21 protein-coding genes and 1 pseudogene are annotated in these 24,982 nt (G+C 49.9%); 8 read left to right on the top strand and 14 right to left on the bottom strand.

The window, feature by feature from the left end; all coding sequences use genetic code 11:
* The first annotated feature begins 1 nt into the window (after window position 1).
* From B5D40_RS08115 to B5D40_RS08100, 4 genes are all read left to right on the top strand, one after another.
* Window positions 2–3,988, top strand: coding sequence for a C25 family cysteine peptidase (locus B5D40_RS08115; protein ID WP_078776521.1), 3,987 nt, complete (start codon window positions 2–4; stop codon window positions 3,986–3,988).
* A 3-nt stretch (window positions 3,989–3,991) separates the two neighbouring features.
* Window positions 3,992–4,666: a hypothetical protein gene (locus tag B5D40_RS08110; RefSeq protein ID WP_078776520.1), complete on the top strand. Its 675-nt coding sequence runs from the start codon at window positions 3,992–3,994 to the stop codon at window positions 4,664–4,666.
* A gap of 80 nt (window positions 4,667–4,746) precedes the next feature.
* Window positions 4,747–5,340, top strand: coding sequence for a PadR family transcriptional regulator (locus tag B5D40_RS08105; protein ID WP_073304383.1), 594 nt, complete (start codon window positions 4,747–4,749; stop codon window positions 5,338–5,340).
* Window positions 5,341–5,368: 28 nt separating this feature from the next.
* The gene (locus tag B5D40_RS08100; protein ID WP_078776519.1) at window positions 5,369–7,870 is read left to right on the top strand and encodes a GH36-type glycosyl hydrolase domain-containing protein; all 2,502 of its coding nucleotides are present in this window, start codon (window positions 5,369–5,371) and stop codon (window positions 7,868–7,870) included.
* A 136-nt stretch (window positions 7,871–8,006) separates the two neighbouring features.
* Here the strand turns inward: B5D40_RS08100 and B5D40_RS08095 are convergent, their stop codons facing one another.
* From B5D40_RS08095 to B5D40_RS08045, 11 genes are all read right to left on the bottom strand, one after another.
* Window positions 8,007–9,155: a restriction endonuclease, SacI family gene (locus tag B5D40_RS08095; protein ID WP_078776518.1), complete on the bottom strand. Its 1,149-nt coding sequence runs from the start codon at window positions 9,153–9,155 to the stop codon at window positions 8,007–8,009.
* A complete protein-coding gene (locus B5D40_RS08090; RefSeq protein ID WP_198950976.1) occupies window positions 9,106–10,221 on the bottom strand; it encodes a DNA cytosine methyltransferase in 1,116 nt (371 codons plus the stop codon). The genes B5D40_RS08095 and B5D40_RS08090 overlap by 50 nt, the downstream gene beginning before the upstream one ends.
* 325 nt (window positions 10,222–10,546) lie before the next feature.
* Window positions 10,547–11,713, bottom strand: coding sequence for a class I SAM-dependent methyltransferase (locus tag B5D40_RS08085; protein WP_078776517.1), 1,167 nt, complete (start codon window positions 11,711–11,713; stop codon window positions 10,547–10,549).
* A gap of 3 nt (window positions 11,714–11,716) precedes the next feature.
* On the bottom strand, window positions 11,717–12,649 hold the full coding sequence (locus B5D40_RS08080; RefSeq protein WP_078776516.1) for a TrmH family RNA methyltransferase: 933 nt from the start codon (window positions 12,647–12,649) through the stop codon (window positions 11,717–11,719).
* Complete coding sequence (locus B5D40_RS08075) at window positions 12,627–13,316, bottom strand: 5-formyltetrahydrofolate cyclo-ligase (RefSeq protein ID WP_078776515.1); 690 nt, start codon at window positions 13,314–13,316, stop codon at window positions 12,627–12,629. The genes B5D40_RS08080 and B5D40_RS08075 overlap by 23 nt, the downstream gene beginning before the upstream one ends.
* Complete coding sequence (gene tatC / locus B5D40_RS08070; protein ID WP_078776514.1) at window positions 13,313–14,005, bottom strand: twin-arginine translocase subunit TatC; 693 nt, start codon at window positions 14,003–14,005, stop codon at window positions 13,313–13,315. Before tatC ends, B5D40_RS08075 begins: the two co-directional genes overlap by 4 nt.
* Window positions 14,006–14,017: 12 nt before the next feature.
* Window positions 14,018–14,218, bottom strand: coding sequence for a twin-arginine translocase TatA/TatE family subunit (locus tag B5D40_RS08065; protein WP_078776513.1), 201 nt, complete (start codon window positions 14,216–14,218; stop codon window positions 14,018–14,020).
* Entirely contained in the window at window positions 14,218–15,354 is a 1,137-nt protein-coding gene (locus tag B5D40_RS08060; RefSeq protein ID WP_078776512.1) for a ribonuclease D, read from the bottom strand. The genes B5D40_RS08065 and B5D40_RS08060 overlap by 1 nt, the downstream gene beginning before the upstream one ends.
* A gap of 21 nt (window positions 15,355–15,375) precedes the next feature.
* Window positions 15,376–17,223: a M23 family metallopeptidase gene (locus B5D40_RS08055; RefSeq protein WP_078776511.1), complete on the bottom strand. Its 1,848-nt coding sequence runs from the start codon at window positions 17,221–17,223 to the stop codon at window positions 15,376–15,378.
* Between the two features lie 14 nt (window positions 17,224–17,237).
* Window positions 17,238–17,789: a carbohydrate-binding family 9-like protein gene (locus tag B5D40_RS08050; RefSeq protein ID WP_078776510.1), complete on the bottom strand. Its 552-nt coding sequence runs from the start codon at window positions 17,787–17,789 to the stop codon at window positions 17,238–17,240.
* Window positions 17,790–17,829: 40 nt separating this feature from the next.
* A complete protein-coding gene (locus tag B5D40_RS08045) occupies window positions 17,830–18,294 on the bottom strand; it encodes a nucleoside deaminase (RefSeq protein ID WP_078776539.1) in 465 nt (154 codons plus the stop codon).
* Between the two features lie 221 nt (window positions 18,295–18,515).
* Here B5D40_RS08045 and B5D40_RS08040 point away from each other — a divergent pair, with 221 nt between their 5' ends.
* From B5D40_RS08040 to B5D40_RS08030, 3 genes are read left to right on the top strand one after another with little or no spacing between them, the layout of a single operon-like run.
* Window positions 18,516–19,205, top strand: coding sequence for a MotA/TolQ/ExbB proton channel family protein (locus tag B5D40_RS08040; RefSeq protein ID WP_073304348.1), 690 nt, complete (start codon window positions 18,516–18,518; stop codon window positions 19,203–19,205).
* 9 nt (window positions 19,206–19,214) lie between these two features.
* Window positions 19,215–19,610 carry an ExbD/TolR family protein gene (locus tag B5D40_RS08035; protein WP_073304346.1) on the top strand — a complete coding sequence of 132 codons (396 nt, stop codon included), beginning with the start codon at window positions 19,215–19,217 and terminating at the stop codon, window positions 19,608–19,610.
* 2 nt (window positions 19,611–19,612) lie between these two features.
* Window positions 19,613–20,383 (top strand): energy transducer TonB, encoded by a 771-nt coding sequence (locus tag B5D40_RS08030; RefSeq protein ID WP_073304344.1) that lies wholly within the window; start codon window positions 19,613–19,615, stop codon window positions 20,381–20,383.
* A gap of 185 nt (window positions 20,384–20,568) precedes the next feature.
* Here the strand turns inward: B5D40_RS08030 and gdhA are convergent, their stop codons facing one another.
* Window positions 20,569–21,918 carry an NADP-specific glutamate dehydrogenase gene (gene gdhA / locus B5D40_RS08025; protein ID WP_073304484.1) on the bottom strand — a complete coding sequence of 450 codons (1,350 nt, stop codon included), beginning with the start codon at window positions 21,916–21,918 and terminating at the stop codon, window positions 20,569–20,571.
* Between the two features lie 267 nt (window positions 21,919–22,185).
* On the opposite strand from gdhA, the gene B5D40_RS08020 reads away from it, so the two are divergent.
* On the top strand, window positions 22,186–23,964 hold the full coding sequence (locus B5D40_RS08020; protein WP_078776509.1) for an AMP-dependent synthetase/ligase: 1,779 nt from the start codon (window positions 22,186–22,188) through the stop codon (window positions 23,962–23,964).
* A gap of 230 nt (window positions 23,965–24,194) precedes the next feature.
* On the opposite strand, the gene B5D40_RS08015 is transcribed toward B5D40_RS08020, so the two are convergent.
* Window positions 24,195–24,458, bottom strand: coding sequence for a hypothetical protein (locus B5D40_RS08015; RefSeq protein ID WP_078776508.1), 264 nt, complete (start codon window positions 24,456–24,458; stop codon window positions 24,195–24,197).
* A gap of 218 nt (window positions 24,459–24,676) precedes the next feature.
* A pseudogene (locus tag B5D40_RS08010) lies at window positions 24,677–24,982 on the bottom strand (hypothetical protein); the annotation flags it as partial.

The raw sequence follows: 24,982 nt of genomic DNA, 5'->3' as shown, positions 1-24,982 counted from the left end.
TGTGAAATTCTTTGCCGTCTTCATTTTTTTCTGGACGACTTTTCTGTGGTCCTTTGAAACGCTGGAAGATTCTAAAACGCGTTTTGTTTTTAAAGACAAAGTTTTGGATTCGGAACTTGCGGCCTGTGAAGACGGTTCTTATCGCCTGTTGCCGGAAAATGGAGTTTATAAATCTTCATCGTCCATGCCATATCGCGCCTACCGCATAGCGGTTCCTGCCAATGAAAAGCCTTCGGTTTCCATTAGGGATTCGATTCGTTTTCGGTTTCCCGAAAAATGGTGCGCTGAAGATTCCTTGCAAAATAGCGCGGTGGAAGTTTCTGCGCCTCGCTTGCATGACGGGCTTTGGGTTGTGGACGTTTATGTTCCGCTGCTCGAAATTTCGGGCGGGGATGTCTTTGTCCGCAAGAATTTTAAAGTCGATATTTCGTTTGCGGGAAAGCCGCAGAACAAGCGTCCGGGAAATCGCGCTCTGGAATTTGTGCTGAATGCCAAGGGGGCGGCTTCTTTTGGAATGGGGACGCGGGCTGGCGTTTTGCGCAAGGCGGCCCTTTCGGAAACTTCGAATATGACGTGGCTTGCCCGCATTTCGATTGGCGACAGGGATAATGGCGGCCTCTCGGAAGACGGGCTTTACGCCGTGACATATCGGCAGGTTTATGCGGCTTGTCGGGAGGTCTCCCGGGCTTCGGACTGCGAAGGAATTCCGATTGAAAAAATCCGGCTTTACGGTGCTTCGCCGGACACGCTTCCTTCGGTGATTCGCGCTTCTTCGGATATTCTTCCGCATCACCTTTTTGAAATTCCCTTGGACGTGCGGGACCACAGCCCGAATTCTTCGCAGGCGGACGGCACATTCGATGACGGGGACACCCTCTTTTTTGTCGGTTACGGAACGTCGCTCTGGAAGCGTTTCGACTTGGAAAATGGTTTCAAGAACGACGGCATGGAATATTATTATTCGTCTTCGCCTTACAGCTTTTTTCAGTATTTCCAGCTGGGATTCGCTTCGACGGGAAAGGGGATGCGGCTATCGACCTTGGCGTCTCCGGCGACCGGATCCGTTATCGATGTTTTGCGCTATGTCCGAACAGAAAGGGACGCCGCTTTGCGCGACAATTTTTTTGGAGAAAACGATGAATCGACTGGCAAGGAATGGTTCTGGATTTGGAACGGCAAAAATGATTCTTTGACGGTTTCTTCTTCGACCCTGTTCTCGTCAAAAAACGCCACTCTCCCGCATTTCAAAAACGGAGGCAGAAATTTCCTTTCGGTTTCCTATGTGCCGCATTCTCATACATCGGCGGCACCAATACGTTTTGCGATGACGGTGAACGGGAAAAATTATGACGGCTATGATAAAAAATTGCCGATGGGAAATTTTGAAATCGCCCCGGAACTGAAGGCCTCGGGAAATACGTATTCGCTGAAGCTGCTTCCGAATGGAAGTTATCCCGATCGCTTTGACGGCTTTTCGATTGCGTATTCGTGGACGCCCGCTTTGGAAAACGATACGTCGGAATGGGTGCTTCCCGGAGCAAAGAATGGAAAAATTCGCATTCCGGTGAACTCTTCTGCGGATATGCGGGTGATGAAATTTTTGGATTTCGCGCCGGTCGGTCTGATTTCTCTTCAAAACGGTTATCTTCTGGACAGCGTTTCGGAAAAAAACGACACCCGCTACCTTTTATATCATGCCAAGAATTTCAGAAAGCCGGCGAGCATCGAAGGAATTCCATTTCATGTCGAGGGCACGCTTTCCGATCTTTCCCGCATTTCGTCTCAAACGGAATACCTGATTATCGCACCCGAAGCGTTTCAGGTTCCTGCGGTGAACTTGGCCAGTTTTCGTTCCGGGAATAAATCTTTTCGGTCGTATCGGATGGCGGTCGTGCTTGCGGAAGATATCTATCGCGCGTATTCGGGCGGATCAATGGATCCCGTTGCCATTCGCAACTATCTGTCCTATGCGCGAAGCGTTTCGCCGAATTTGACTTATGCGGTTCTGGCGGGAAACGGCCATTTTGATTATCGGGGATTCCATTCCGGTTTTAAAACCAACTGGATTCCGCCTTTTGAAAAGGAAGACGCCGCTCCCGAAGACTTTTTCGCTGCGCTGGATTCGGGCGAACAGGTGCTTGTCGGACCATACGATTTGGATCTGTTCGTGGGAAGGTTGCCGCTTGGAAGCGTTGCGGATTTCAACGCCTACAATGCAAAAATCGAGGAACATGAAAAAATCGGTTCGGCGGACAATTCGGTCTGGCGCAATTCGTTCGTCATTTCTGCGGACGATGCCTGGACGGGAACCGCGGCGGATGCCTTGGATCATACTACCCCTGCGGAGGATGTCGCCCGGGCCATGCAGGATCTGGCGACTCTCCATGGAAACCATCTGGACATTCACAAAATCTATCTGTTGAATTATTCCGCGGACGCTTCGGGGCAAAAGCCGGCGGCGACTTCGGATTTGATCAATCGCATCAATCAAGGGGCACTGTTCACGGTTTATTTCGGGCACGGCTCCATTACGGACTGGGCGTTTGAAGGCCTGATGAAACCCTCTTATGTTTCCGGGCTTTCCAACGAGTCCCGCTACACGATTCTCGGCTCTTTTTCCTGTACGGTCGGTCGGTTTGAAAAGGGGAACGAGACCTCCCTTTCCGAAACTTTCATTCAGGCTTCCAAGCGCGGGGCGATTGCTTCGATCGGGGCCACTCGGGAAACCTACGGATCGTTGAACCGGGTCTTTGCGAAGTCCTTGCTGCTGAATGCGCTGGAACCAAAGGGGATGACTTTGGGAAAGGCCTATGCGAAAGCGAAAGGATTGACTTCGGAAGCCAACTCCACGCAGCGTTACAACAACGAGCGCTATGCGCTTTTGGGGGAACCCGTGGTTCCCATGCCGTCGTCGGAATTTTCCCTTCGGCTGGACAAAAAACTGGACACGCTTCGGGCCTTGGATAGCGTTTCGCTGAGCGGATCGGTGGACGGCATGCAGAATGGAAAAATACACGTTGCCGTTTTGGAACAGAGCTACGAAAAAAAATTGAGCCAGGCTCCTGCGGACAGGGATTCGGTCGCCGTTCTCTATGACGGTTCTCTGATTTTTAGCGAAGACGCGGAAGTCAAGGATGGCCGTTTTTCCGTCCAATTCATCACTCCGCGCAAAATGGCGTTTGGCGATACGGCTGCGGAGATTCGCCTTTGGGCAAATGAAAATGCTTCGCCGCGAATCGGGCGGCTTTTAATCCCGGGAATTGCGATTTCCGGAACCTCCCCTTATGCGGATTCGATTATTGCGAATGACACTGTGCCGCCGACAATCCAAGTGCAAAGCTGCCTTTCGCCTTCTTCGGGCACTTCTTTTTCCGAAGGGGAAGTCGTGACGCTGGCGTCTCCCGCCTGTTTGCAGGTGACTGTCGAAGACTCTACGGCGATAAACTTTCGGGAAGATGCCGACGAGGGCGTGGAATTTGAAGTATCGGGTCCCGTTTCCGCATCGCCTTTCCACCCTTGGCCCTTTGTGGAGCAGTCCAGCAAAAAGGCCGTCGCTCGGATGAATTTTACCGAAAGCAAATATCCGGCGGGAAGTTATCTCTTCAAGGTTTCTGCGACCGACATCATCGGCAACGCTTCGAGTCGGACGATTCGGCTGAATATCACCGACGGGCTTTCGGAAGGGCTTTCCGACGTGTTCACCGCCCCGAATCCCATGAAGAAAAAGGGGACGACGTTTTACTTTAAAGATCTGGCGGTCGGCAGAAATTCGGACGTGACGATTTTTATATACAACCAGAATGGAAGGCTTGTCCAGCGCATTCCTCATGCGGTTTCCGGTGTAACCCGCTGGGACGGCAGGGATTTTTATGGGCGCAGACTGGCCAACGGGCTTTATCATTACATCGTCGTATCCAAGGTGTCGGCGGAATCCGGACAAAAAGCGAAGACTTTCCGGAAAAAACAAAAACTGGTCATATCGAGGTGATTTATGGATTTGAGAAAAAAGGCTTCGGCAATTCAGCTGTTGGGCGAATGGATTCTTCGGCTTCGGCTGATATTCGTTCTGGCTTTTGCGGTTCTTTATGTGATTTTTGCTAGGGACTTTTCCGCTATTTTTGCCTATGCGCATTCGGCGGGGGATTCGCTCCTCGCGTATTTTGGCTTGGCTTTTGCCGGGATGCCGGATTTTCTTCGGGAATGGGGAGCTTTCTTGGCTGCCGGGCTGGTTTTTCTTTTCCTTCTGGCTTTTTTGTTCGTACCGATCGCTTTTTTCAAAGCCCTGCTTCCCGCTCTTCTGGTCGCGTTTTTCTGGACTGCCATTTCTGCGCAAATCCAGTTGCCGCCAGCGGAATATGCCGCGTTTCTTTTGGTCGATGCCCTAGGCATTTTGCTCGCCGCGATTTTTTCGGGAAACCTTTTGAAAAAAGGAACTCCCGTTTCGGGTGCCCGGATGGGGGCGTTTTGCCGGATGTTTTTTCCAGTGCTTGCTCTGCATCTGATTATCGGAGGCGTCTGCGGCTACTTTTTCCGCCACGAACCGCTTCCCGTATGGATTCTTTTCCCGCTGATTTCGCTTCTGCTCTTTTTGTTTGCGGAATTTCCGATGTTCACTTTTGCGCCGATGGGAAAGATGCGGGCCGCGCAGAGGACGATGGATTTGTGAGCAAACGAGAAAATCCTCTTTTTTGTTCCGGTTTCCGCTTTTATTTAGTATATTCTAACTTGGAATATCGGAGAATTTGAATGAATCGTTACGACCTTGTCTTGCTTGGGCTGATCAAAGAAAAAGAACGCAGCGGCTACGACATCATGACGGAAATCAAGAACCGCGAGCTGGATCGCTGGGCAAAAATCAGCACATCCACGATTTATAATCGTCTGACGCGTTTGGAAAAGAACGGTTCCATCGAAGGGCATTCGGAAAGGGACGGCAACCGTCCGGAAAGAACCGTCTATCGCATTCTGGACAAGGGTTCGGAATTGTTGAAAAAGGAAGTGCTGCGCCACCTGACGGGCTTTAACGACGACCCGCGGACTTTGGGCTACGCGTTTCTCTATGCGGTCGATCCGATCGATTCCGTGCGCGTTTTGGAAGTGCACGAGAAGAAACTTCTGGAAGAGATTTCCCGCTTGCAAAAAATGATCGACGAGGAACCCCGTCCGACTCTTTATCCTGAAGGCCCTTTTTTGAACTGCATGAGCCGGGACCATATTCTCGTTGAACTGAAATACACGCGTGCGGCGATTGCGATTCTACGGGATCCGCAAAAGCAGAAAAAACTCGGCGGCTATTTTTATATAAATTTCGGTTCTCGCCACTTTGACACGAAAATTTGAATTTTCATTAACCACTCACGGAGACAACATGAAAGCTACGACAAAGAAGAAACCGGCTGCAAAGGCAAAGAGCGCTCGCTACGGTTACTTTGATGATGCTGCTAAAGAATACGTCCTTACTACACCGGCGACACCTATCAAATGGTGTAACTATGTAGGCACTTTGAAATTCGGCGGCATCGTGGATTCCACAGGCGGCACTCTCGTCTGCAAAGGAGACCCGGCACTCAACCGCATCACCAAATACATTGCGCAAATGCCTTGCTCCGATTTCAAGGCGAGCACGGTCTATATTCGGGTGAAGGATGGAAAAGGCTACAAGATTTTTTCCCCGTTCTATGTCCCGACTCTCGTCAAGCTCGACAAGTGGGAATGCCACGTGGGGCTTTCTTACAGCCGTTTCATCGCCGAAGCTTTCGGTCTTCGCGTCCAGGTGACGATTTTCGTCCCGACGGGTTCAAACACCCTGTTGCAGGACATCCAGGTTACGAACATCGCTGGTGGCGCCAAGGAAGTGGACATTGTCCCGGTTTATGAATTCAGCCATTTCGAAGCGGAAAAGCAGCTGACGAATGCCGACTGGGTTCCGCAGACGATGACCCTCAAGGCGCATCCGCAGAAAGACGGTCGCATGATTTTGGAACAGTACGCCTACATGAAGCGCGATACCGCCGTCAATTATGTCACTGCCGACGCCAAGGTTTCGAGCTTTGACGGAGATCGCCGCGTATTTTTGGGACAAAACGAAATGGGTTCCTGGCAGCATCCGCTTTCCTTGGACAACAAGGAACTGTCGAACAGCGAATGCGACCGTGGCGATAACATTGCCGCCCTCATGATTCATGCGGGAAAAATCGGAGCCAAGAAAACCTTCCGTACTTGCACGCAGCTCGGTCAGGAACAGTCCTTGAAAGTCGCCGCCAAGGCCATCAAAAAGTATTCCGACTTGAAGAACGTGGACAAGGCTTTTGACGAACTGGCCAAATTCTGGGAAAACTACCTTTCCACGATTCAGGTCAAGACTCCGGAAGCGTCGTTCAACACGATGGTGAACGTTCACAATCCGCGCCAGTGCCACACGACAAAGAACTGGAGCCGTTACCTTTCCCTTTACCAGTTGGGCTATGGTACGAGCCGCGGCATCGGTTATCGCGACTCCACGCAGGATCTGATGGGCGTGATGAGCCACATGCCCGAAGAAGCGCTCGAACTCACGAAGAACCTGATTTCCGTGCAGCGTCCGGAAGGCAATGCCATGCACCAGTATGCGCCGCTGGCCCTTGCCGAAGATACGGGTAGCGAAGCGAACGAAGGCGATTCCCGTGAAAAGGCAAACGCCGTCGATGCAAACGGCAATCACCTTTATGCCGACTGGTATGGTGACGACCATCTCTGGATTGTTCTCACGGTGGCTAGCTACTTGAAAGAAACCGGAAAGATGGAACTTCTGAAAGAAGAAATTCCGTTCTACGAGAAAGGCAAGAAGCGCGCTGAACGTGAAAAGGGTACGATTCTGGAACACCTTAAACGTTCTTTGGCTTTCACGCATTCCCACCTTGGCAAGCATGGCCTTCCGCTGCTCGGCTTTGCCGACTGGAACGACTGCATGAATTTGCCGCTCGGAGCGGAATCCACATTTAACACGGCTCTTTACGCCAAGGCTCTGCTCGAGATGATGGATATCGAAGAACATCTCGGCGATACCGACGCGGTTGCCATGTACAAAAAGTGGTACGAAGAAGTCAAGGCCGCTTTCAACAAGAGCGCTTGGGACGGCAAGTGGTGGGTTCGCTGGTTCGACAAGGACGGCAACGCTTATGGCACGAACAAGGCGAAATACGGCAAGATTTATTGCAACGGACAGAGCTGGCCGATTATCGGCGGCATTGCGACGGGCGATAAAGCCGTTCAGGGCATGGACAGCCTGAATAAAATGCTGAATACGCGTTGCGGCGTCAAGAGTTCGACTCCCGGTTACCGCGGGTTTGACGGTGCCGTCGGCGGCATTTCCACCTATCCTCCCGGAGCCAAGGAAAACGGCGGCATCTTCCTCCACACGAACCCGTGGGTGATGATTGCCGAAACGATTCTCGGTCGCGGCGACAATGCCTACAATTACTACTGCCAGATCAATCCGGCGGCCAAAAACGACAAGCTGGACGAATTTGAATCCGAACCGTATTGCTATCCGCAGAATATTCTGGGCGATGAACACAAGCAGTTCGGCATGGGACGCAACGCTTGGCTTTCCGGCACATCGACTTGGACATACCAGGCGGCAACGCAGTATATTCTCGGCATTCGCGCTAGCTATAACGGACTTGTCGTGGAACCCTGCATTCCGTCCAAGTGGAACGGTTTCGACGCTGTCCGCAAGTTCCGTGGGGCGACTTACGAAATCTCCGTGAAGAATCCGAAGCACGTCTGCAAGGGCGTTGCCAAGATGGTCGTGGACGGTCAGGAAGTCGATTCCAACGTGGCGCCGATCTTTACGAAGGGCGTGCACAAGGTTGAGGTGACTCTCGGATAACAACTGAAATTTTCCTGTGAAAGCGGGAAATTCTTTGAAATTTTAGGCCGCGGCTTGATGCTGCGGTCTTTTTTTGTGGAATGGATTTTGAATTGATGAATGATGTTGATTTTTTTTACAAAATGGCTATTAGGCGTTACTCTTTATCATTGTCGAAAATTTTCCCTGCAATCTCTTTGATAGTTTCAATTGTATTTTCGTTGGCATTGATGACTTTTGCAAATTGCAGTAAACCACCTACAAAATCCCTAATGGTCAGGGTCTTTAGATCTGCAATTCGTAGCTTTGCGTAATGCAAAATTGAAATTAGGCAGCAATAATGTCCTTCGCGTCCAATCTTCTTTAATAGCTGAAATATCTTGTCCTCTTCAAATGAGACGTTGTGTCCGTAGATGAACATGCTATTTGTTAGGCCAGCCAATCTGAATTTGGTGATGGCATGGGAAACATCCTGTTCTGAAAAATCTTTATCTTTTACCTCAATGGAATATACAAGTTCGCCTTCATTGGTGAAAACATCAATGTTGCCGACTTCTTTTGACGAGGCTCCACTTTCATTGATTTTATGAGGACGTACTTTATAGTTTTTACCAAGATACATTTGCTCTAATTGCGCTACGACAAGAGGACACGTTTCTCCATCGAGGCAATATTCTGTAATCTCATATATATAGTCAAGTACAAGCTGCGAGAAATCGCTGATGTCTATAAGTGCGTCGGCAATAGAAAACTTTTTGACATATTCCTTGCTTATTTCTGCCATCACATAAAGAGCCTGACGTAGATAAGAATACGCTTCCTTACTACTGTTGATGGAGGACAAAGCTTTTATCACATCTTCTAATGTTTGTCGGTCTTTTCCCTTCCTTACAGCATTATCGGTCGAAAGTTTTACAAATCTTGCTGGTTTGTTAAGGAATGGTTCGTTTGAACCTCCTAGGCATCCAGGCAATTTTAATGTCTCGAATGGGACGATGACTTTATGGCAAAGAGTTCTTGCGTCGTATTTGCCATCGGTTCCATCTCCTTTCTGCAAACTAAGGATGTTTATGTTTTCATTTGCCGCTTTTGCCAATAAAGCATTCACAAGAATGTAACGATATGTTTTGTGCGAACCGTGCAATATTTTCTCTATCAACAAACCTTTACTGCCAATTGGCTGTTTGGGCTTAATGAATGCTCGGTCCAGAATAAGTGCGGCTGTTTTCAAGTCGATTGATGCCATAGCTATATAATTAGTCGAAAAGTCCTGAATGAATGATTTTGGATTTTCCTTGTAAGACATCAATCACCATAGAACAAATGGCTTCGGCGAGATTACAGGGAACCGCATTGCCAATTTGTGTATATTGGGAAGATTGGCTGCCACAAAATTCATAATCGAGTGGAAAAGTCTGAAGTACACGAGCTTCATCAACAGTGAGGCGGCGCAGATAAGTTGGAACATTCGTATGTCGTGCTACCGATGCATCTTTCATCAGTTCTTCATGATAAGTTTCCACCCAAGGACGTTTGCCTTCATACAGTGCTTTTTCATCAATGATGGGGGTTTTATTTCCACCCATTGAAGCTGGCAATGTTGCACTGTAACCGTCTAGTTTCAAAGGTCTTCCTAGTCCATTAAAAAGCATTCCTGCATAAGCTGATTTACGTAACACAGGATTCGGTGTAAGAGTGATTTTAGCGTTACACACGCTTGTGTTATTACCGGTTCCAGCTCTGTCGAGAACGCTTAAAGCTTCTCGTACTGTTTGGGCTTTTTTCTTGTATGGCATTAGCATTGCATCTAAATCAAGTTGGGCGTTTGCGTTACCCTTGAATCCAACTATAAACATTCGCTCCCTTGCTTGGGGAACGTTATAATCTGTGGCATTCAGGATGCAAAGACTGACGCTATAGCCTAAAGAACGTAATCGGTTCAATAGAGAGGTACGTATATTTGCCCATCTTTCCAACAGACCAAGGGCTTTGACATTTTCCATAATGAACGCATCGGGCAATATGGTTTCCACGATATCTGTATAACTCCAGATGAGTTTGCTGCGTTCGTCTTCAGCATCCATCTTCCCTGCAACAGAAAAACCTTGACATGGAGGACCGCCAATAATAAGGCGAACATTACCCCTTAAGTTGGCAAGTTCTGGTTTAAGGTCGTCGATATTGCCTTTATGAATATGAGGTCCGATATTTTTTGTATATGAATCGCAAGCTTCTCGCATTTTGTCGTTAGCCCATATGATGTTTGCTCCTGACATTATGGCTCCAATATCAAGACCGCCAGCACCAGAAAAGAGGGATACTGTGTTCAGAGTGTTTTGTTTTAATCTTTGTTGTATTTCATTCATGGCCATCTTTAAAAATACATTTTCAAAAAAGAGGTTCGTTATTAGTGATTAGAGGTTAGTAGATAATTTCTCCCATTATTACAAACATCCAAAGGGGGAGAAATTACTATTTGAAAAATTTTTTAATCCCCATTTCTCATTTTTTCTTTCTGATTATTACTTCCTGTTTGCTGACCACTTTTCCTTATGCTCAAGGATAATCTACATATTAGAATCCCAAGCTGCGTTTTTAAACTTCCATTCTCTATTCTCTTGACATCATTGAAATCATTTATAAAAATTGCTTATAATAAGTCAAAAAAAGAATTGTTGATTTTCGAGACTGGGGCTATTAATTCTGTTCGTCTTCTTCAGCAAGGATGGCCGTTTTTTCGCCGAAAATCCGCGTATAGAAGAGAATGCCCTTTCGGGAGCCTTTGGCGGCAAGTCGCTTGATTTCCGCGTCGGGATGGATCTCGACTCCGCGTTTTTTCAAGGTGATTTTTCCGATGTCAAATTCTTTGAGGAGCTTTTTGACTTTGCCCGTTGAAAGGGGAGTGCTGCCCAGGACGCGGTAGTTGCGAAATGCGGCTTGGGGAAGAGGGCTTTCACTGGAAACGTAAGCGATGCCGGTAGAAATCAGATGCGCCGTAGGATCGCTTTGGCGGGCCACTTCGGAAAAAAGATGGCTGCGAACCAGAACGGGAATGGGTTCTGCGAGAAAGGTGGAAAGGGGGGCGACGGGAAGTTCAGAAAGGGAAGCGCGGCGGGCGCGCCATTCGTGGCAGCCCGAAAAATCAACGGAAACGGCTCGGACAGAATCCGGCGAGGTCGCTAGTTCTCCGAAAAGCAGTAGGCATTCCCGACAATCGTTTTTGGCTCCGAGATAGAGGATTTCCGTGCCGTCGGGAAATTCGTCAGCCGGGTATCCGGGAGGCAACTTTGCCATGCCGCCTTTGTATTTTTTGGCCATTTCGACGATTTCGGAAAGGCTCGGCGTCAATGCGGAAAAGTCCCGCTGGTTGTCTCCGTCTGTTTGCCTTCTGGCCGGATCGATGGTGAAAAAATCGCTGCGGGAATCCAGTGTGCGAACGTCGGCGATAACGGCTTCTCGGGGAGTGCCAAGAGTTCGGGTGTTGAACCGGTACATTTCGACGCGCTTTTCGGAAAGATCCACGCCTTTGACGCGAATAGGCGAAGGCAAAAAGAAACTGTCTCCACCCATGCCGCAGCACAGATCGTCAATGGAATCGGCTCCTTTGAAAAGTTCCGCTTTGTAACGCCCGATGTCCGCCGCCGTGGATTGTTCCAAAGCCAGTTTATCGCAGGCGAGGATTTTATCCGTTTCAAATTTTTTCCGGTATTTGGGAACCAGCGCAATGTAGTCAAGAATCTCCGCCCGACAATTTGCCCACGGACTTCTCACGAGTTTTTCAGCAAGCTTGAGCTCGTCCGTTTTTTGGCTTACCGCATCGTTCACGAATTGCGCAAAGGCGATGTCTGCAAAAGGAAGCTCCATCTGCTAGAGAACTTTCCGGGCGATTTCGTACAAGCCGAGAGAAAGGGCGACGGATGCGTTGTAGGATTGCGCTTCGGCTTTCATCGGAATACGGAGAACGTCGGTGCACTGCTTGCGGATAAAAGGCGGAAGTCCGGCGTCTTCGCCGCCCACCGCGAGAACAATCTGCTTGCCAAAAGAGTAATCTACCAGAGAAACGTCCGTGTCGGCGTCAAGCCCCAGAATCTGGTAGCCGGCCAGTTTCAGCTCGCCGATAGTCGCTTCCAAATTGTCAGGACGGCAAATGCGGAGCTTGTCGATGGCGCCAGTCGATGCGCGGGCGACCGTGGGCGTTAAACCGCACATTCCCTTGGAGGGCATCAAAAGGATGTCGGCCCCCAGACCCAGGGAAGAACGGATGCAGGCCCCGAGATTGCGGGGATCTTCGATATTTGTCGCGATGACAATCAGTTTGCGTTCGTCCTTTTCTTTGGCCTGGAAAAATTCGTCTTTAACGGAGTTCCACTGGAGGAGTTCTTTTTCGTTGCAGAGGGCGACAACTCCTTGGTTGGGAACCGCATAGGAATCCAGAATGCGGGCTTCGACCTGCTGAACGTGAATGCGATTTTTCTTGGCGATTTTTTGCAGGGTGTAAAGTTTGGGGTTTCCCGAATTGTGGCGAAAGAGAACCCGGTGAACTTTCATCGGGGAATTGGTCAGCAGCTCGGTCACTTCGCGAATGCCGCCGACAGCGGTCTGCGGAGCACTTTCTTCGTCGCCGATGGCCACGCTTACTTGGGAAGGCTTTGAACGAGCATCGAAATTTTTGCTGGAACGGAGGCTTTCTTCGCTGAACCGGGGAGCGCGACCGTAGCTAGTGAAGCGAGGCCTTTCCGGGGTGGCGTCGTTTTCGTTGCGCGGTTCTCGGCGGGCGTTAAACGGTTGCTTTTTCCACATGGGGAATCTCCTTTGACGGATCGTTTTTTGAAGCTACAATATAGTTCATTGGAATATCGTGCGACTTGCATTCCAGAGGTTTTGCGGACACTTGGACGCTAAAGGCCACACCGCATTTGACGGTTTCAGGATGTTGCGCCAAGAAACGGTCGTAATAGCCTTTGCCGTGCCCGTGCCGGTTGCCGTTTCTGGAAAATTCGACTCCGGGAACGAGGGCCAGTGGAATTTCCCCTTGGTAGGCGGGCAAGTATCGCGGAGGCTCGTGCACGTGGAATCGGCCTTCGACAAGATCTTCCATCCGGTGGATTTCCACAAATTCCATCTGAAAATTTTCCAGGGTTCGGGGAAGCAGCAAGCGGCCTTCCTTGGCCAATTCTTTCAGCAGCGGACAAATGTCGGGTTCGCCAGCCAGCGGGTAAAAAGCGGCGACTTTGGGAGCGGAACGGTACAGGTCGAATCGGCGAACGGCTTCGACAATCCATGCGCTTTCGGCGTCTTTGTCAAAATTGTAGAGCATCGCATCTTCCAAATCGAATTTCATCCGGTAGAATTTTCCTTTGTAGTATTTGAACTTGGCGAGTGCCTTTCCCAAGTCCCGGGGAGAAAAAAGCAGCAGCGCAAGCAGCAAGAGCAGGGTGAATTCCGAAAATCCCAGATCGGCGTTCATTTTTTTCTCCAGGCGAGGCGATAGGTGAATGCGCTCAGCAAGAACAGGAGGAACATGGGGATGGCCATCCAGAAAAGGGAAGGCAAATCGGGCGGCGTGACCAGGGCGGAAATCAGGACGATGAGAAAGAGGATAATCCGGAAATGTTTCCACAGGAAATTTCTGTCGGAAATGCCGGAACGTCCCCACAGGGCGCAGGCGACAGGCATTTGAAAAAGAACGGCAAAGAGAATTTCAAAACGAAATAGGAAAGAGACGTAGGCGGTCTGCGACCAGAGCTGCTTGACATCCGAGTAGTTTAGCAAAAATTGGAATAACAAGGGGATGGCGCAGAAATACGCGAAAAAAGCGCCGAAAAAAAATAGGGCGCAGGCGGAAAGATACGATGCGAAAAAAAAACGGCGGTTCTCTTTTTGAACGGCAGGGGCGCAAAAAGCGTAGGCGTGGTAGAGGAACAGCGGGGAAGTCGCGAATGCCGCTGCCATACAGGAAACCAGAATGCTGACAGAAACGCCTTCCGCGGGCGAAAGGTTTACAATTGTTACCGTATCGACTTGAAGAATGGGAATTTGTACAAAATGCCAGAGTCGAGGGAAACAGGCAAAAGCGGTTGCGGCGATTGCGGCAAAACAGACGATGCAAATCAAGAGGCGACGGCGGAGTTCCTGAAAATGTTCGGAAATCTCCATCACTAGAATTCCTTATTTCTTGTCATGAGTCGCGTTGTCGGGATTGTCGTTTTTTTCATGGGGGAGGATTTCTTTATCTTCGTCCTTTTCCGCTTTTCGAAATTCTCGCAGGGCTTTGCCGAGTGCCGCTCCGAGTTCCGGAATGCGCCGAGCGCCCAGCAAAAGAATCGCCAAAAAAAGCAAAAGGAGAAGTTCGGGAACACCAATTCTCATCAGTTACCTGCCAGTTTATGGGAAAGAATTCCGTTCCATACGGAACGCTGCCAGTTCAAAAAATGCGCGGCGTCGTAACGGTCGTCCCAGGACGCTCCTACCGGAGTGGCGAGGGCGATCAGTTGGGCACGATTGGCCAGCATGGACTCGTTCAAATCCAATTCGTGCGCCCTTTCGTCCCTCCATTCTTTCAGCGAGTCGATGAGTTCGCCGTCGGGAATGATTTGCGGAGGAGGCACTTTGGGCTGCATGGGGGGCCACTGTTTCTGGGGAATGGACACGGCGCTTTGCAACATGGAAAGAAATTCCGCGCGGCGTTCTCCCGTAAAATTGCGGGGCAGTTTAGGAAGGATGTTTTCTTGGATTGCCGGGAAAGAGTAGGATACGGAGCGGACAATGGCGAGCATCAGTTCATTGCCAAAAACCTTGTAGGGCGGGCGATCCATTTTTTGCGCTTCCTTTTCACGCCATAGCCAGATATGTTTAAGAATATTCAGGGATTTGGGCGGCAAACGGAAAGCACCGGCAATGCGCCATCTTTCCCCGTTTTCCTCTTTCGTCTGCATCACCTTATCTATGAGGTTGTTGCAGGTTTCGATCATCCAGCTGAATTTTCCTTGAGCTTTGAGTTGCTCGCCCAAAAGGGCGCAAAGTTCGTGCAGATAGAAAGTGTCGTGAATGGCGTATTCGCACATATCCGAGGGCAGCGGGCGGGTTGTCCAGTCGGATTTCTGGTTGTCCTTGGGCAAGTCGATTCCAAAATACTTTTTAACCAGGCTGGCGTAGCCGAGTCCTTCTTCGCCCAAAAATTTAGCGGCGATCATCGTGTCAAAAACGTGTTTTGGAGAAAAGCGGAAAGTATGCCAGAGCATCCGCAAATCGTAATCGGCCCCGTGCAAAATCAAGGTGTTCATCGCCCGTGTTTTAAAAATCGGACGGATGTCGATGGGAGCCAAGGGATCGACTATGTAATGGTGCTCTCCGATAGTGATTTGCACAAGGCATAGGCGGACGTTGTAGTGATACATGGAATCCGCTTCGGTATCGACAGCAGCCATATCGTAGAGGGAAAGATCGTCGAGCAGTTTGTCGAGAGTTTCCTGGTTTTCTACAAGTATATAGGGGTCGTTAGCCATTTGATGTGCAATTATAATATCTTATTCCGAATCTGTTTTGCGGGGAATGTCCACGAGGAATGATTTGGCGTTGCCCACTTCATCCTGGATTCGGATGGTGAAATTTTTTCCGGAGGGAAGATCGCTGTAAACAAAGACGAGTTCTTTCGGCTCCGAATCGTATTCGGCATAGATGAAAGGCTTGCCTTTGGCGCTTGCCTGGATAGAGTTGCCGTTTTCGATTCCGGACTCCGTTTCGATGACGGGAATCCGAAGGACTTTTTGCCTTTTGCCCGCAATCATGGCGGAATCCAGACGAGGCGTTCCCAATTCGGGCGGCGTTTTGTCCAAGATGAAACCGATATCCCGAAGTTCGTTCATGCTGGCGCTCCGTTCCCGGATGGCGGCTTTCTGCTTGCTGAAGAGGAACCATTTCCGGCTGGTTTCCCCAAGATAGTAGAGGGGCGCTTGGGCGAGTTCCGCGTCAAAAGCGACGGTCCAGCTTCCCAAAAAATGAAGTCCCTTGGGATGAAATTCAAAAGCGGGAACGCTGTCGTTCTGGAATTTTCGTACGGCGAGGATTCTTGTCCACGGAACGTCGGCAAGTTCGGTGACCTGTTGCCGAATGGAATGCCCGTCCCATCGGGTCTCCAGTTGAAAGTTTTGAGCGTCTGCGGGAATTTCCCCGATTCGGATGGTGTCCGTTTTTCCGTTCTGCACAAGACGGATTTCGTCGATGCCGGGGTATATTTCCAGAAGTTTCCCCAGAGGCGTCGCGACGGGTTCGACTTCTTTGCAGGCGTCGGCCAGCAGTTCTCCGCGGCTGAAGAAGAAAAATGCGGTTTTGGAATCCTCGCTCTGGCAAAGATGCAACCCCACCCATGGGCGGCTTAAAAACGTGAAGAGTTCGGGGCGTTGATTTTTTCCTTGCCGTATCGGCTTTTCCCCAGGGCATTCTTTTGAAAGCGTCAATTTTCGGGAGGCGACGTGCCCGACCATGTCTTCGGCTTCCAGAGTAAGAGAGTCGTTGGCGTCCGGGATGTACGGCTCGGAAATCCAGTGCCAGTCGCCAGCCGTGTCCGCTTCTTCCGCCCACAAAAGTTCTTCGCGAATTTGAATCATGCCGGAATAGGACAGCGTGTCGTGAACGGTCTCGCCGATGATTTTGCCGCCATTTTTTAAGGTGAGTCGCCGAATGGACATCGGATTTTCCAGCGGTTCACGGCTGTAATCGGCGATTTTGAATGCGAATCGCAACGGATCCTGCCGGTTTTTCGGGTTCGGCTCGGCCAGACAGCCCGCTTTCAAATCGCTTTCGCCGGAAAGGGAAACGCTTTCTCCCTGAAAAACCGCGGCTCCGAGAATGAGCGGTTCCAGCGTGTCTCCGCAAAAGACGCCGTTCCGACAGGGATTCAGGACGTTTTCACCGTCTCGCAATTCCAGATGCAAATGCGGATTTCCGATGCCGGAGCTGCCGGTAAATGCCAGCGTGTCTCCATAGCGGAATGCGGGAATTTTCGGATTTTCCAGAGCGACATCGTTCCGGCGTTTTTGATTCTGGGTCTTTTGAATCAAGGCGTGAAGCTGCCCTGAAAAACCGCTGAGGTGCGCAAAGACCCAAGTGCGCCCGCTTTTTCCCTGAAAGTAGATGACCTTGCCGTAAAAATAGGGCGAGACCTTGACCCGGACGATTTTTCCCTCTTCCGGAGCCAGGACCGGGAAGCCTTCCTGCATTTCCGTGGAATAGTCGATGCCCGCATGGTAACGCGTTCCCCGATTTTCTCCGAAGGAAGAGGTGAGAAATCCCGGCTTTCCAAATGGCATGTACAGCAAGTCCTGTCCCCAAAGCATGGCGGCGCAAAGGAAAAGGCTAAGTCGGAAAATGGGCATTCAAAGCCGTCCTTTTATAAAAGTTTCTGGAAAAATCGGGGCTGGTGAAAATCGGGACGTTCTGTCGAAATGGGAAATAGGGTCAGGTAGTGGGGAGTGCGAGCCCTGTCCGCGCATTTGTAAAGATTCCCGAAAATTTCTTCCCCCGCCAGATTTTCGGCTCCCAGGAGTTGCGCGGGAATGGAAACGTGGATTTCCCAGGAAACCGTGCCGTTTTGAAAAACGGGAGCTGTCGTCGAACGCAGAATGCGGGAATACCGGTTGCGCAAAAATTCTTTGCGATGAAAGCGATCTCTGCCACGGGCCGCATAACAGAAGGCTTTGCTGGTGAATTCAAAATTGATATACTCGTTCGGATTGTCGAGAGCCCGGACGAAAATTTCGACGCAGCTGTCTTCCCAAGCGTGGTCGCCGTCTTGACGAATAAAGGAGGCGTAACAATTTTCCGGCTCGGAAACTTGAAAGCGGACATGCAAAAAGGAATTGTCTTTGAAAAGATGGGCGACGACAACGGGGGAGTTCTTTTCTTTTTTGGATTCCCAAAGGGGATTTTGTTTTAAAAGCATAGTTTCAATTTAACAACATTTTGGTGTCTGCGCTGTGGGTTTAGTAGCGCGTATCCGTTTTGCGGGAATAGTCCTGGAAAAGTTGCAGGCAATCTTCCCGACAGGCTGTGCGCCGCTGGAGTTTTCCGCGTTCTTTCCCAGTGAGAATTTCGTAAAAGGAATTGTCGCCGAAACCGATTTTTTCGGCATCCCGGACATTGCACCCGCAGACGATGGAATCGATCTTCGCCCATAGAATACCGCCAAGGCACATGGGGCAAGGTTCCGAAGTCGTGTAAAGCGTGCAGCCTTTTAAAATATGCGTCCCCAGATTTTTGCAGGCATCGCGAATCGCTTCGATTTCTCCGTGGCAGGTCGGGTCGTGCTTTAAAAGAACGCCGTTGTGTCCGCGTCCCACAATTTTTCCGTCCTTGACAATGACGGTTCCAAAGGGCCCGCCTTCATTGCGTTCGATGCCGGTTCTTGCTTCTCGAATGGCTTCTTGCATCCAGATTTCATCATTCATTTCGTAACCTCTGATTTTTTTCAAGTTGTCCGGTTCCATATACAACGGGAACGAAAGGCGTTGGGGTGAATTGGCATGGGTGGAAATCGGAACGTCCCGTATAAGGGGAACTTAATTTTGTTTTCGCGATAAGTCAAGCATTTTTTGTTGACGAAGATTTTTCCGCCCATCTTGCCGAACGCTTTTTATTATATTGTATCGGACTTTTTTTGGGAGGCTTTATGCTCGACTTGCCGGTCATCCAGATGGTTCGCGATTCCGACGTCGCCACAATCATCATCCTTTGCGTTCTGGCTCTGATGTCGCTTTTCAGTTGGGGCATTATTATTCTGAAGTGGATTTTTTTCCGTAAAAATCAAAATGCCAACGCCCGCTTTTATCGCCAATTTGAAAAAGTGGAACGGTTTGTGGACTTGAAGGACCTTTGCGATTCCAGCGGAATGAGCGCCCTCAAAAGCCTGACGGAAGAAGTCCTAATCGAAGCGTCCAAATTCAGCAGCTTTGTGAGTTACGATTCAATACAGCACCGTGCTTCGCTTTTGGAAGATACGATCCAGCGTTCGATAGAAGGCATCCGCCTGAGCGAAAATCGCCATGTGAATTTTTTGGGGATGTGCGCCAACCTGGCTCCGTTTTTTGGACTTCTCGGCACCGTGTGGGGCATTATGAGCGCTTTCTTTGAAATCGGCAAGCACGGCTCCGCCGATTTGACCGTCGTCGCCCCGGGCATCGCGATGGCTTTGATTACGACGGTCGCCGGTCTCGTTGTCGCCATTCCCGCATCGGGCGCTTACAACATCTTCGTTTCGCGTACCGGAGAAAACGAAATCGCTTACTATAATTTTGGCAGCCGGATGCTCAGCCTGTTCAAACGTGGCGACTTGCTGGCGTTGGAAGAAGTGGCTGGTTAAGGAGTTCTTGTGAAACGCAGTCGTGGCAAGCCTATCAATCAGGAAATGAACCTCACGAATATGATTGACGTGGTGTTCTCGATTCTTATTGTGTTTATGATTTCCGCACCGCTGATGAGTCAAGGAATCAAAGTGGAACTGCCCAAGGCGGAAGCGCCCACGATGGAGCAGGAAAAACTGCTGAAAGTCTCCATCAACAAGCAGAACGAAGTCTATATCGCCGACATGAAAGTAAACCCCAAGGATTTCAATAGCGTTTTCAAATCCCTTTGGGACGGCAATATGGCGGTGGTCATCAATGCGGACGAATCCGTAGATTATGGCAAAGTGATGAAAGTCGTTTCGCTCGTGCAGAATGCGGGCGTGACCAAGCTCGGTTTTTTGACTCTGCCGGATGAAAGATAGCGATGTCCCATAAAAATCCGCAGAAAAATTCGCCCTTTTTCAGAACCGCTTGGAGCGGAAAACTCCTCCAGATTATTGCGGTCTCTGTCGTTTTTCATCTGCTGATTGTAGCCGCCGTTATCGGATTGAATCAAATCCATTTTGAACGTCCGCCGGAAGCCGTTAAGGTTTTTCAGCTGGTTCAAGTGCAGTCGCCCAAGCCCGTAAAACCCGCCGCGCCGCGTCCCAAACCGCAGCCTCCAAAACCGGAACCACCCAAAACAGAACCGAAAAAGGAACTGCCGAAACCCAAGCCGGAAATCAAGAAGGAACTTCCTCCGGAACCGAAAATCGCCGAAGAAAAACCGAAGCCCGTCGAGCCGCCTCCTGAACCCGCACCAGAGCCGGAAGAAGTTCACGAAGAGGAAACGATGAATCTGCCGGACGATATGGATTTGCCCGAAGAAATCGCCGAAGAGTCGGGATTAAACCCGGTCGGCTACGTGGATATGGATCCGTTGATGCAGGTCTATCTGGAACGCCTAAAGCAAATCATCATGCAAAATTTCAGGCCGCCATCGGGATTGAAAGTGAGCAAGAGTACCAAAACATCGGTGCAATTCACCGTGGATCGTTTTGGGAAAATTACGAATATCTCGCTGAAACGCTCGTCGGGAAATCGCACTTGGGACCATCTTTCCATGCGAGCTGTGCAAATTTCCACATTGCCGGAATTGCCTGCGAATTACCGGGAGCCGGCGCTTTCCCTTAAATTCAATTTTACGCCGAATTGAGCCTAAATGATTTGCCGCGTCGCTATGCTCCGCAGAGTGACGAAAGCCCAAACGCGCAATTCTACAAAGCTTATGGGATTTGCAGCCTGAATGGAAATAGAAAACGGCAAGAAGCCGCTTTCCCTACCAAGCAAAAAATCCCGAGCGAATGCCCGGGATTTTTCTTGTAAATAAGGAAGCGCGAATTAGACGGCGCCCTGCCATTTCATCGCGTCGGCGACCTTCTTGAATCCGGCGATATTGGCTCCCATGACCAGGTTGCCCTTCTGTCCGTATTCGACGGCGGCTTCCGATGCAGCCTTGTAGATGCTCTTCATGATGCCTTCGAGCTTGGCGTCCACTTCTTCGAAAGTCCAGGAAAGACGTTCGGAGTTCTGGCTCATTTCAAGGCCGGAAGTAGCGACTCCGCCTGCATTCGCGGCTTTGGCCGGTCCAAACAGAACGCCTGCATTCAGGAATGCTTCAATAGCTTCCGGAGTGGAAGGCATATTCGCACCTTCGGCGACAGCTTTTACGCCATTGGCGATAAGAGCCTTGGCACTTTCTTCGTCAAGTTCGTTCTGCGTGGCGCACGGCAAAGCGATGTCGCATTTGACCGTCCAAACGCCCTTCGAACCTTCGTGGTATTCGGAACCCTTTACCCGGTCGGCGTATTCCTTGATACGTCCACGATGGGCTTCCTTGATGTCGCGAACGATGTCGAGCTGAATGCCGTTCGGGTCATAGATGTAGCCGTTGGAATCCGAAACGGTAACGACTTTCGCACCAAAGGACTGCGCCTTTTGGCAAGCGTAGATGGCGACGTTGCCCGAACCGGAAATGACGACGGTTTTGCCTTGGAAGGAATCGTTGGCGAGATCCTTGAGCATTTCGCGGGTGAAGTAGCAAAGTCCGTAGCCGGTCGCTTCTGTGCGGGCGAGAGAACCGCCGTAAGAAAGTCCTTTGCCGGTCAGAACGCCCACAAATTCATTGCGGATGCGCTTGTATTGACCGAACATATAGCCGATTTCACGAGCACCTGTTCCCTGGTCGCCAGCCGGAACGTCCGTGTCCGCGCCAATGTGCTTGCAGAGTTCCGTCATGAAGGACTGGCAGAAGCGCATCACTTCGTTGTCGCTCTTGCCTTTCGGGTCGAAGTCGGAACCGCCCTTGCCGCCACCCATCGGAAGAGTCGTCAGGCTGTTCTTGAAGACCTGTTCAAAACCGAGGAACTTGAGCATGGAAAGGGTGACATTGTCACGAAGACGGAGACCGCCCTTGTAAGGGCCGATGGCCGAATTGAACTGGACGCGGTAGCCGCGGTTTACTTGCACATTGCCCTTGTCGTCAAGCCAGGGGACGCGGAACATGATGACGCGTTCCGGTTCGACAAGGCGGTCAATGATGCCGTTCGTTTCATAGGACTTGTCCTTTTCAAGAACCGGGTCGAGCGATTCGAGAAATTCGCGGACTGCCTGGTGGAAAAGAGCCTGATCCGGGTCGCGGGCGACAACTTTGTCGTAAACCTTTTTCAGATATGCATTTTTGATGGTCATGTTTATCTCCAATGAAAACAAAATTGTTTTTCGTGGGGAAATATAACAAAGCCAAAAGCCGATAATTTGGTGCGGAGAAAAATAAAATGTTACAATTTTGTATAAAACGGAAATCGTTCTGAACAAAACGATTTTTTGAAGAAAAATGCGAAAAACAAAAAACGCCAAAAATGACATTTTTGTAATCCGTCTTCAAAATTTTTTTTTCAAAATCTGCTTTTTTATCGCATTTTTTGTGGAAAAAGGTATTTTGATGGCAAGAATCGTATGAAAAGCGAAGACTTTCAATCCCTTCCGGCGCAGTTTCTCGATATGTGCCGCGATCCCGATTTCCCCGGCTGGTTCAAACGGCGGGATGGTTTTTGGGATGCGTATTCGGGCGACAAACTGGAAAAAATGCTGCTCTATGCGACTTTGGCTCTCGCTAAATATGGCGTGGGCGAAGGAAAAAGTCTGGGTATCATTGCCGACTCTTCTCCAAACTGGTTTATTGCGGATCTGGCGTGCGAAATTTGCCATGCGCCGACCGTTCCGCTTTTTCCCAATATCAGTGAAGAGCATTTTGAATTCCAGTGCAAGGATTCGGAAATCGCTTTTTTGGCCGTCGATCGCATTGACAACCTGGATGCCGGCGTTCGCAAGCATCTGGCGCATTTTCGCTACATTTTTTGCTTTGACGAAAATTCGCCGCTTCCCTTGAATGGCGTCTATTGGAAAAATCTGCTTTACGAAGGCGAAATCCTCGCGAAAGAGGAAGGCGCCCGCGCCTATTTTCAATATCGTCTGGAGGGAATCCGCCCGCAGGATTTGTTTTCGGTCATTTATACGAGCGGTTCGACCGGGCTTCCCAAAGGGGCGGAGCTTTCGCACCGGAATATGCTTTCGATGATTGGCGCGCTTTCGCCGATGATCCATTTGGACGTGAAAACGGACTCCGCTTTGAGTGTTTTGCCCGTTGCCCATGTTTTTGAGCGGATGGCGATTTGCTTTTACATTTCCCGCCATGTAAAGATCTATTTTGCGGACTCCCCCAAAAATCTGGGGGTTATCGCTTACGAAGTGCATCCGGCGATATGCACCTTTGTTCCGCGGATTTTGGAAAAACTCGCCGACGCGGTTTCGGCGCGGGAATACAAACTGCGGGGGCTGAAGCGCAGGATAATGCACCGGGCGATGCTTTTTGCGAAGAAGAATATTCCCGGTCGAGGAAAATGGCGCAGAAATTTTTACGACAGATTGGTCTATCGGAAAATTCGCGAAGCGTTTGGCGGAAATTTCAAATGGATTATTTCGGGAAGCAGCGCGTTGAACAAGACAGTTTTCCGCTTTCTGGTCAATGTCGGCTTTCCGGTTTTTGAAGGCTACGGCCTTACGGAATGCTGTCCTGTGGTCAGCACGAATATCACGGGGGCGTACAAAATCGGATCGGTAGGAAAGCCCATCGCCGGATTGCGCGTCAAAATCGGTCCGCAAAACGAAATCCTGGTCAAGGGGCCGAGCGTGTTTCACGGCTATCGCAACATGCCCGAAATGAATCGGGAAGCGTGGACTTCGGACGGGTATTTTCGCACCGGGGATCAGGGGCTACTCGACGAAGACGGATATCTTTTTTTGACAGGGCGTATCAAAGAAATTTTTAAAACGAGCACGGGCAAATATGTTTCGCCGGTTCCCATTGAACTAGAACTGGGACGCCATCCGTTGATTGATGCCGCCTTGGTAATTGCGAACAATCGGAAATTCGTTTCGGCGATACTCTTTTTGGAATGCGACGACGCTATGCGCATTTTGGGAACGAACCGCCGGAATTTTCATGCCGAAGAAGCTTTGCAAGACGAGCGCATTCTTTGCCGTGTGCAGGATTATATCGATGCGGTAAACCGAAAGCTGAACCACTGGGAGCGCATCAAAAAATGGACGCTGGTCGCCGAACCGCTTTCGGTGGAATCCGGATTGCTGACGCCGACTTTTAAACTACGCCGCAAAGCGGTGGAAGCTCGCTTCGCCCAAGAAATCGAACGGATGTATCTGCCTTCTGGCGGGTAGTCCGGAAGGCTTTGCGAAAAGTAGGGAAGTCGCAACTCAAAGTCGTCGGAATTTCGAGCGAAACCACGTGCGTTCTTAAAAATTTTACAAGGAGAAACCCTTGCCCTGTCCGCTTCATCGCAACTCGATCAGGGAATGCAAAAACGCTACGGAATGAGCGCGGTTTTGACACGGCTACATCCCAAAAATCTGCTCCGGAACATTGAAGATGCTTCTATCCAAGACAGGATTTACTTGGGCATAACAACCTGCGAGTCCTGTGAAATTAAATAGTAAGAAGATTCGTTGGCGATGGCGCTGTCCAGTTCTGAAAGGGGAAACCTGAAAAGGCCATCTGCGGCGGCAGCGTAGAGCGTGTCGCCGACGACATCCAAACTTTGGACTGTGCTACCGGTCTGGCATTTGCCCTTGGCGGTGCACCAATTGCGGTTGAGCATTCGCCAGCCTTTGGGTTCACTCTCGTAAGGCTCTCCATAATCGCCCATATAGACCATAGGAATAAATGGGCGTTCTCCTGAAGCGAATAGATGTTTCTCGTCAGAAGCTAAAGAGGTGACTATTCCCGGAGCTCTTGTTACACATCGTCCTCGATTTTTTTAAAGTGTACGCTGTCAATCGAAATCCAGGAATCTGTTTCATCCCATTGGTAAATCACATTATGTGAAATGGCGTAGAGTTTTTCCTTATGCGTAAATAGTCAGCCCTTAAAAAGTCACTTTGCGAACGCAAGATAAGGACGTTCGCATTTTTTGTTCATTCCGTTCCACAGAAGGCAAAAACAGTATAGCCATTCCAACAGGGCAAAAAAGCGCCTCATGGCCCTCTTGAAGTTGAACGCTGCTGCTGCAAGCTTTGCGTTGAGCATGTCGCCAAAGATTCCCTTGTAGAAGTTGCGACCCATGCGGTGGTCGCTCTTCAAGTGACCATTGATTGGTTCGATGCCAGCCCTCTTGCAAAAAAGCTTGTGAGCCTTTTTCTTCTGGTAGTAGGTCGCGTTTTTCTTCGGGACGTCCGGTAT

The sequence above is a fragment of the Fibrobacter intestinalis genome (assembly GCF_900167415.1).
Lineage (GTDB): Bacteria > Fibrobacterota > Fibrobacteria > Fibrobacterales > Fibrobacteraceae > Hallerella > Hallerella intestinalis.
Note: the sequence above shows the minus strand (reverse complement) of the source record. Positions and strands in the feature narration are given on the sequence as shown.

What these genes read in the sequence shown, in the direction of transcription:
- B5D40_RS08110 (WP_078776520.1), top strand. Translation starts at nt 3,992, where the DNA reads ATGGATTTGAGAAAAAAGGCTTCGGCAATTCAGCTGTTGGGCGAATGG.
- B5D40_RS08105 (WP_073304383.1), top strand. Translation starts at nt 4,747, where the DNA reads ATGAATCGTTACGACCTTGTCTTGCTTGGGCTGATCAAAGAAAAAGAA.
- B5D40_RS08100 (WP_078776519.1), top strand. Translation starts at nt 5,369, where the DNA reads ATGAAAGCTACGACAAAGAAGAAACCGGCTGCAAAGGCAAAGAGCGCT.
- B5D40_RS08095 (WP_078776518.1), bottom strand. Translation starts at nt 9,155, where the DNA reads ATGTCTTACAAGGAAAATCCAAAATCATTCATTCAGGACTTTTCGACT.
- B5D40_RS08090 (WP_198950976.1), bottom strand. Translation starts at nt 10,221, where the DNA reads ATGGCCATGAATGAAATACAACAAAGATTAAAACAAAACACTCTGAAC.
- B5D40_RS08085 (WP_078776517.1), bottom strand. Translation starts at nt 11,713, where the DNA reads ATGGAGCTTCCTTTTGCAGACATCGCCTTTGCGCAATTCGTGAACGAT.
- B5D40_RS08080 (WP_078776516.1), bottom strand. Translation starts at nt 12,649, where the DNA reads ATGTGGAAAAAGCAACCGTTTAACGCCCGCCGAGAACCGCGCAACGAA.
- B5D40_RS08075 (WP_078776515.1), bottom strand. Translation starts at nt 13,316, where the DNA reads ATGAACGCCGATCTGGGATTTTCGGAATTCACCCTGCTCTTGCTGCTT.
- tatC (WP_078776514.1), bottom strand. Translation starts at nt 14,005, where the DNA reads ATGGAGATTTCCGAACATTTTCAGGAACTCCGCCGTCGCCTCTTGATT.
- B5D40_RS08065 (WP_078776513.1), bottom strand. Translation starts at nt 14,218, where the DNA reads ATGAGAATTGGTGTTCCCGAACTTCTCCTTTTGCTTTTTTTGGCGATT.
- B5D40_RS08060 (WP_078776512.1), bottom strand. Translation starts at nt 15,354, where the DNA reads ATGGCTAACGACCCCTATATACTTGTAGAAAACCAGGAAACTCTCGAC.
- B5D40_RS08055 (WP_078776511.1), bottom strand. Translation starts at nt 17,223, where the DNA reads ATGCCCATTTTCCGACTTAGCCTTTTCCTTTGCGCCGCCATGCTTTGG.
- B5D40_RS08050 (WP_078776510.1), bottom strand. Translation starts at nt 17,789, where the DNA reads ATGCTTTTAAAACAAAATCCCCTTTGGGAATCCAAAAAAGAAAAGAAC.
- B5D40_RS08045 (WP_078776539.1), bottom strand. Translation starts at nt 18,294, where the DNA reads ATGAATGATGAAATCTGGATGCAAGAAGCCATTCGAGAAGCAAGAACC.
- B5D40_RS08040 (WP_073304348.1), top strand. Translation starts at nt 18,516, where the DNA reads ATGCTCGACTTGCCGGTCATCCAGATGGTTCGCGATTCCGACGTCGCC.
- B5D40_RS08030 (WP_073304344.1), top strand. Translation starts at nt 19,613, where the DNA reads ATGTCCCATAAAAATCCGCAGAAAAATTCGCCCTTTTTCAGAACCGCT.
- gdhA (WP_073304484.1), bottom strand. Translation starts at nt 21,918, where the DNA reads ATGACCATCAAAAATGCATATCTGAAAAAGGTTTACGACAAAGTTGTC.
- B5D40_RS08020 (WP_078776509.1), top strand. Translation starts at nt 22,186, where the DNA reads ATGAAAAGCGAAGACTTTCAATCCCTTCCGGCGCAGTTTCTCGATATG.
- B5D40_RS08015 (WP_078776508.1), bottom strand. Translation starts at nt 24,458, where the DNA reads ATGGTCTATATGGGCGATTATGGAGAGCCTTACGAGAGTGAACCCAAA.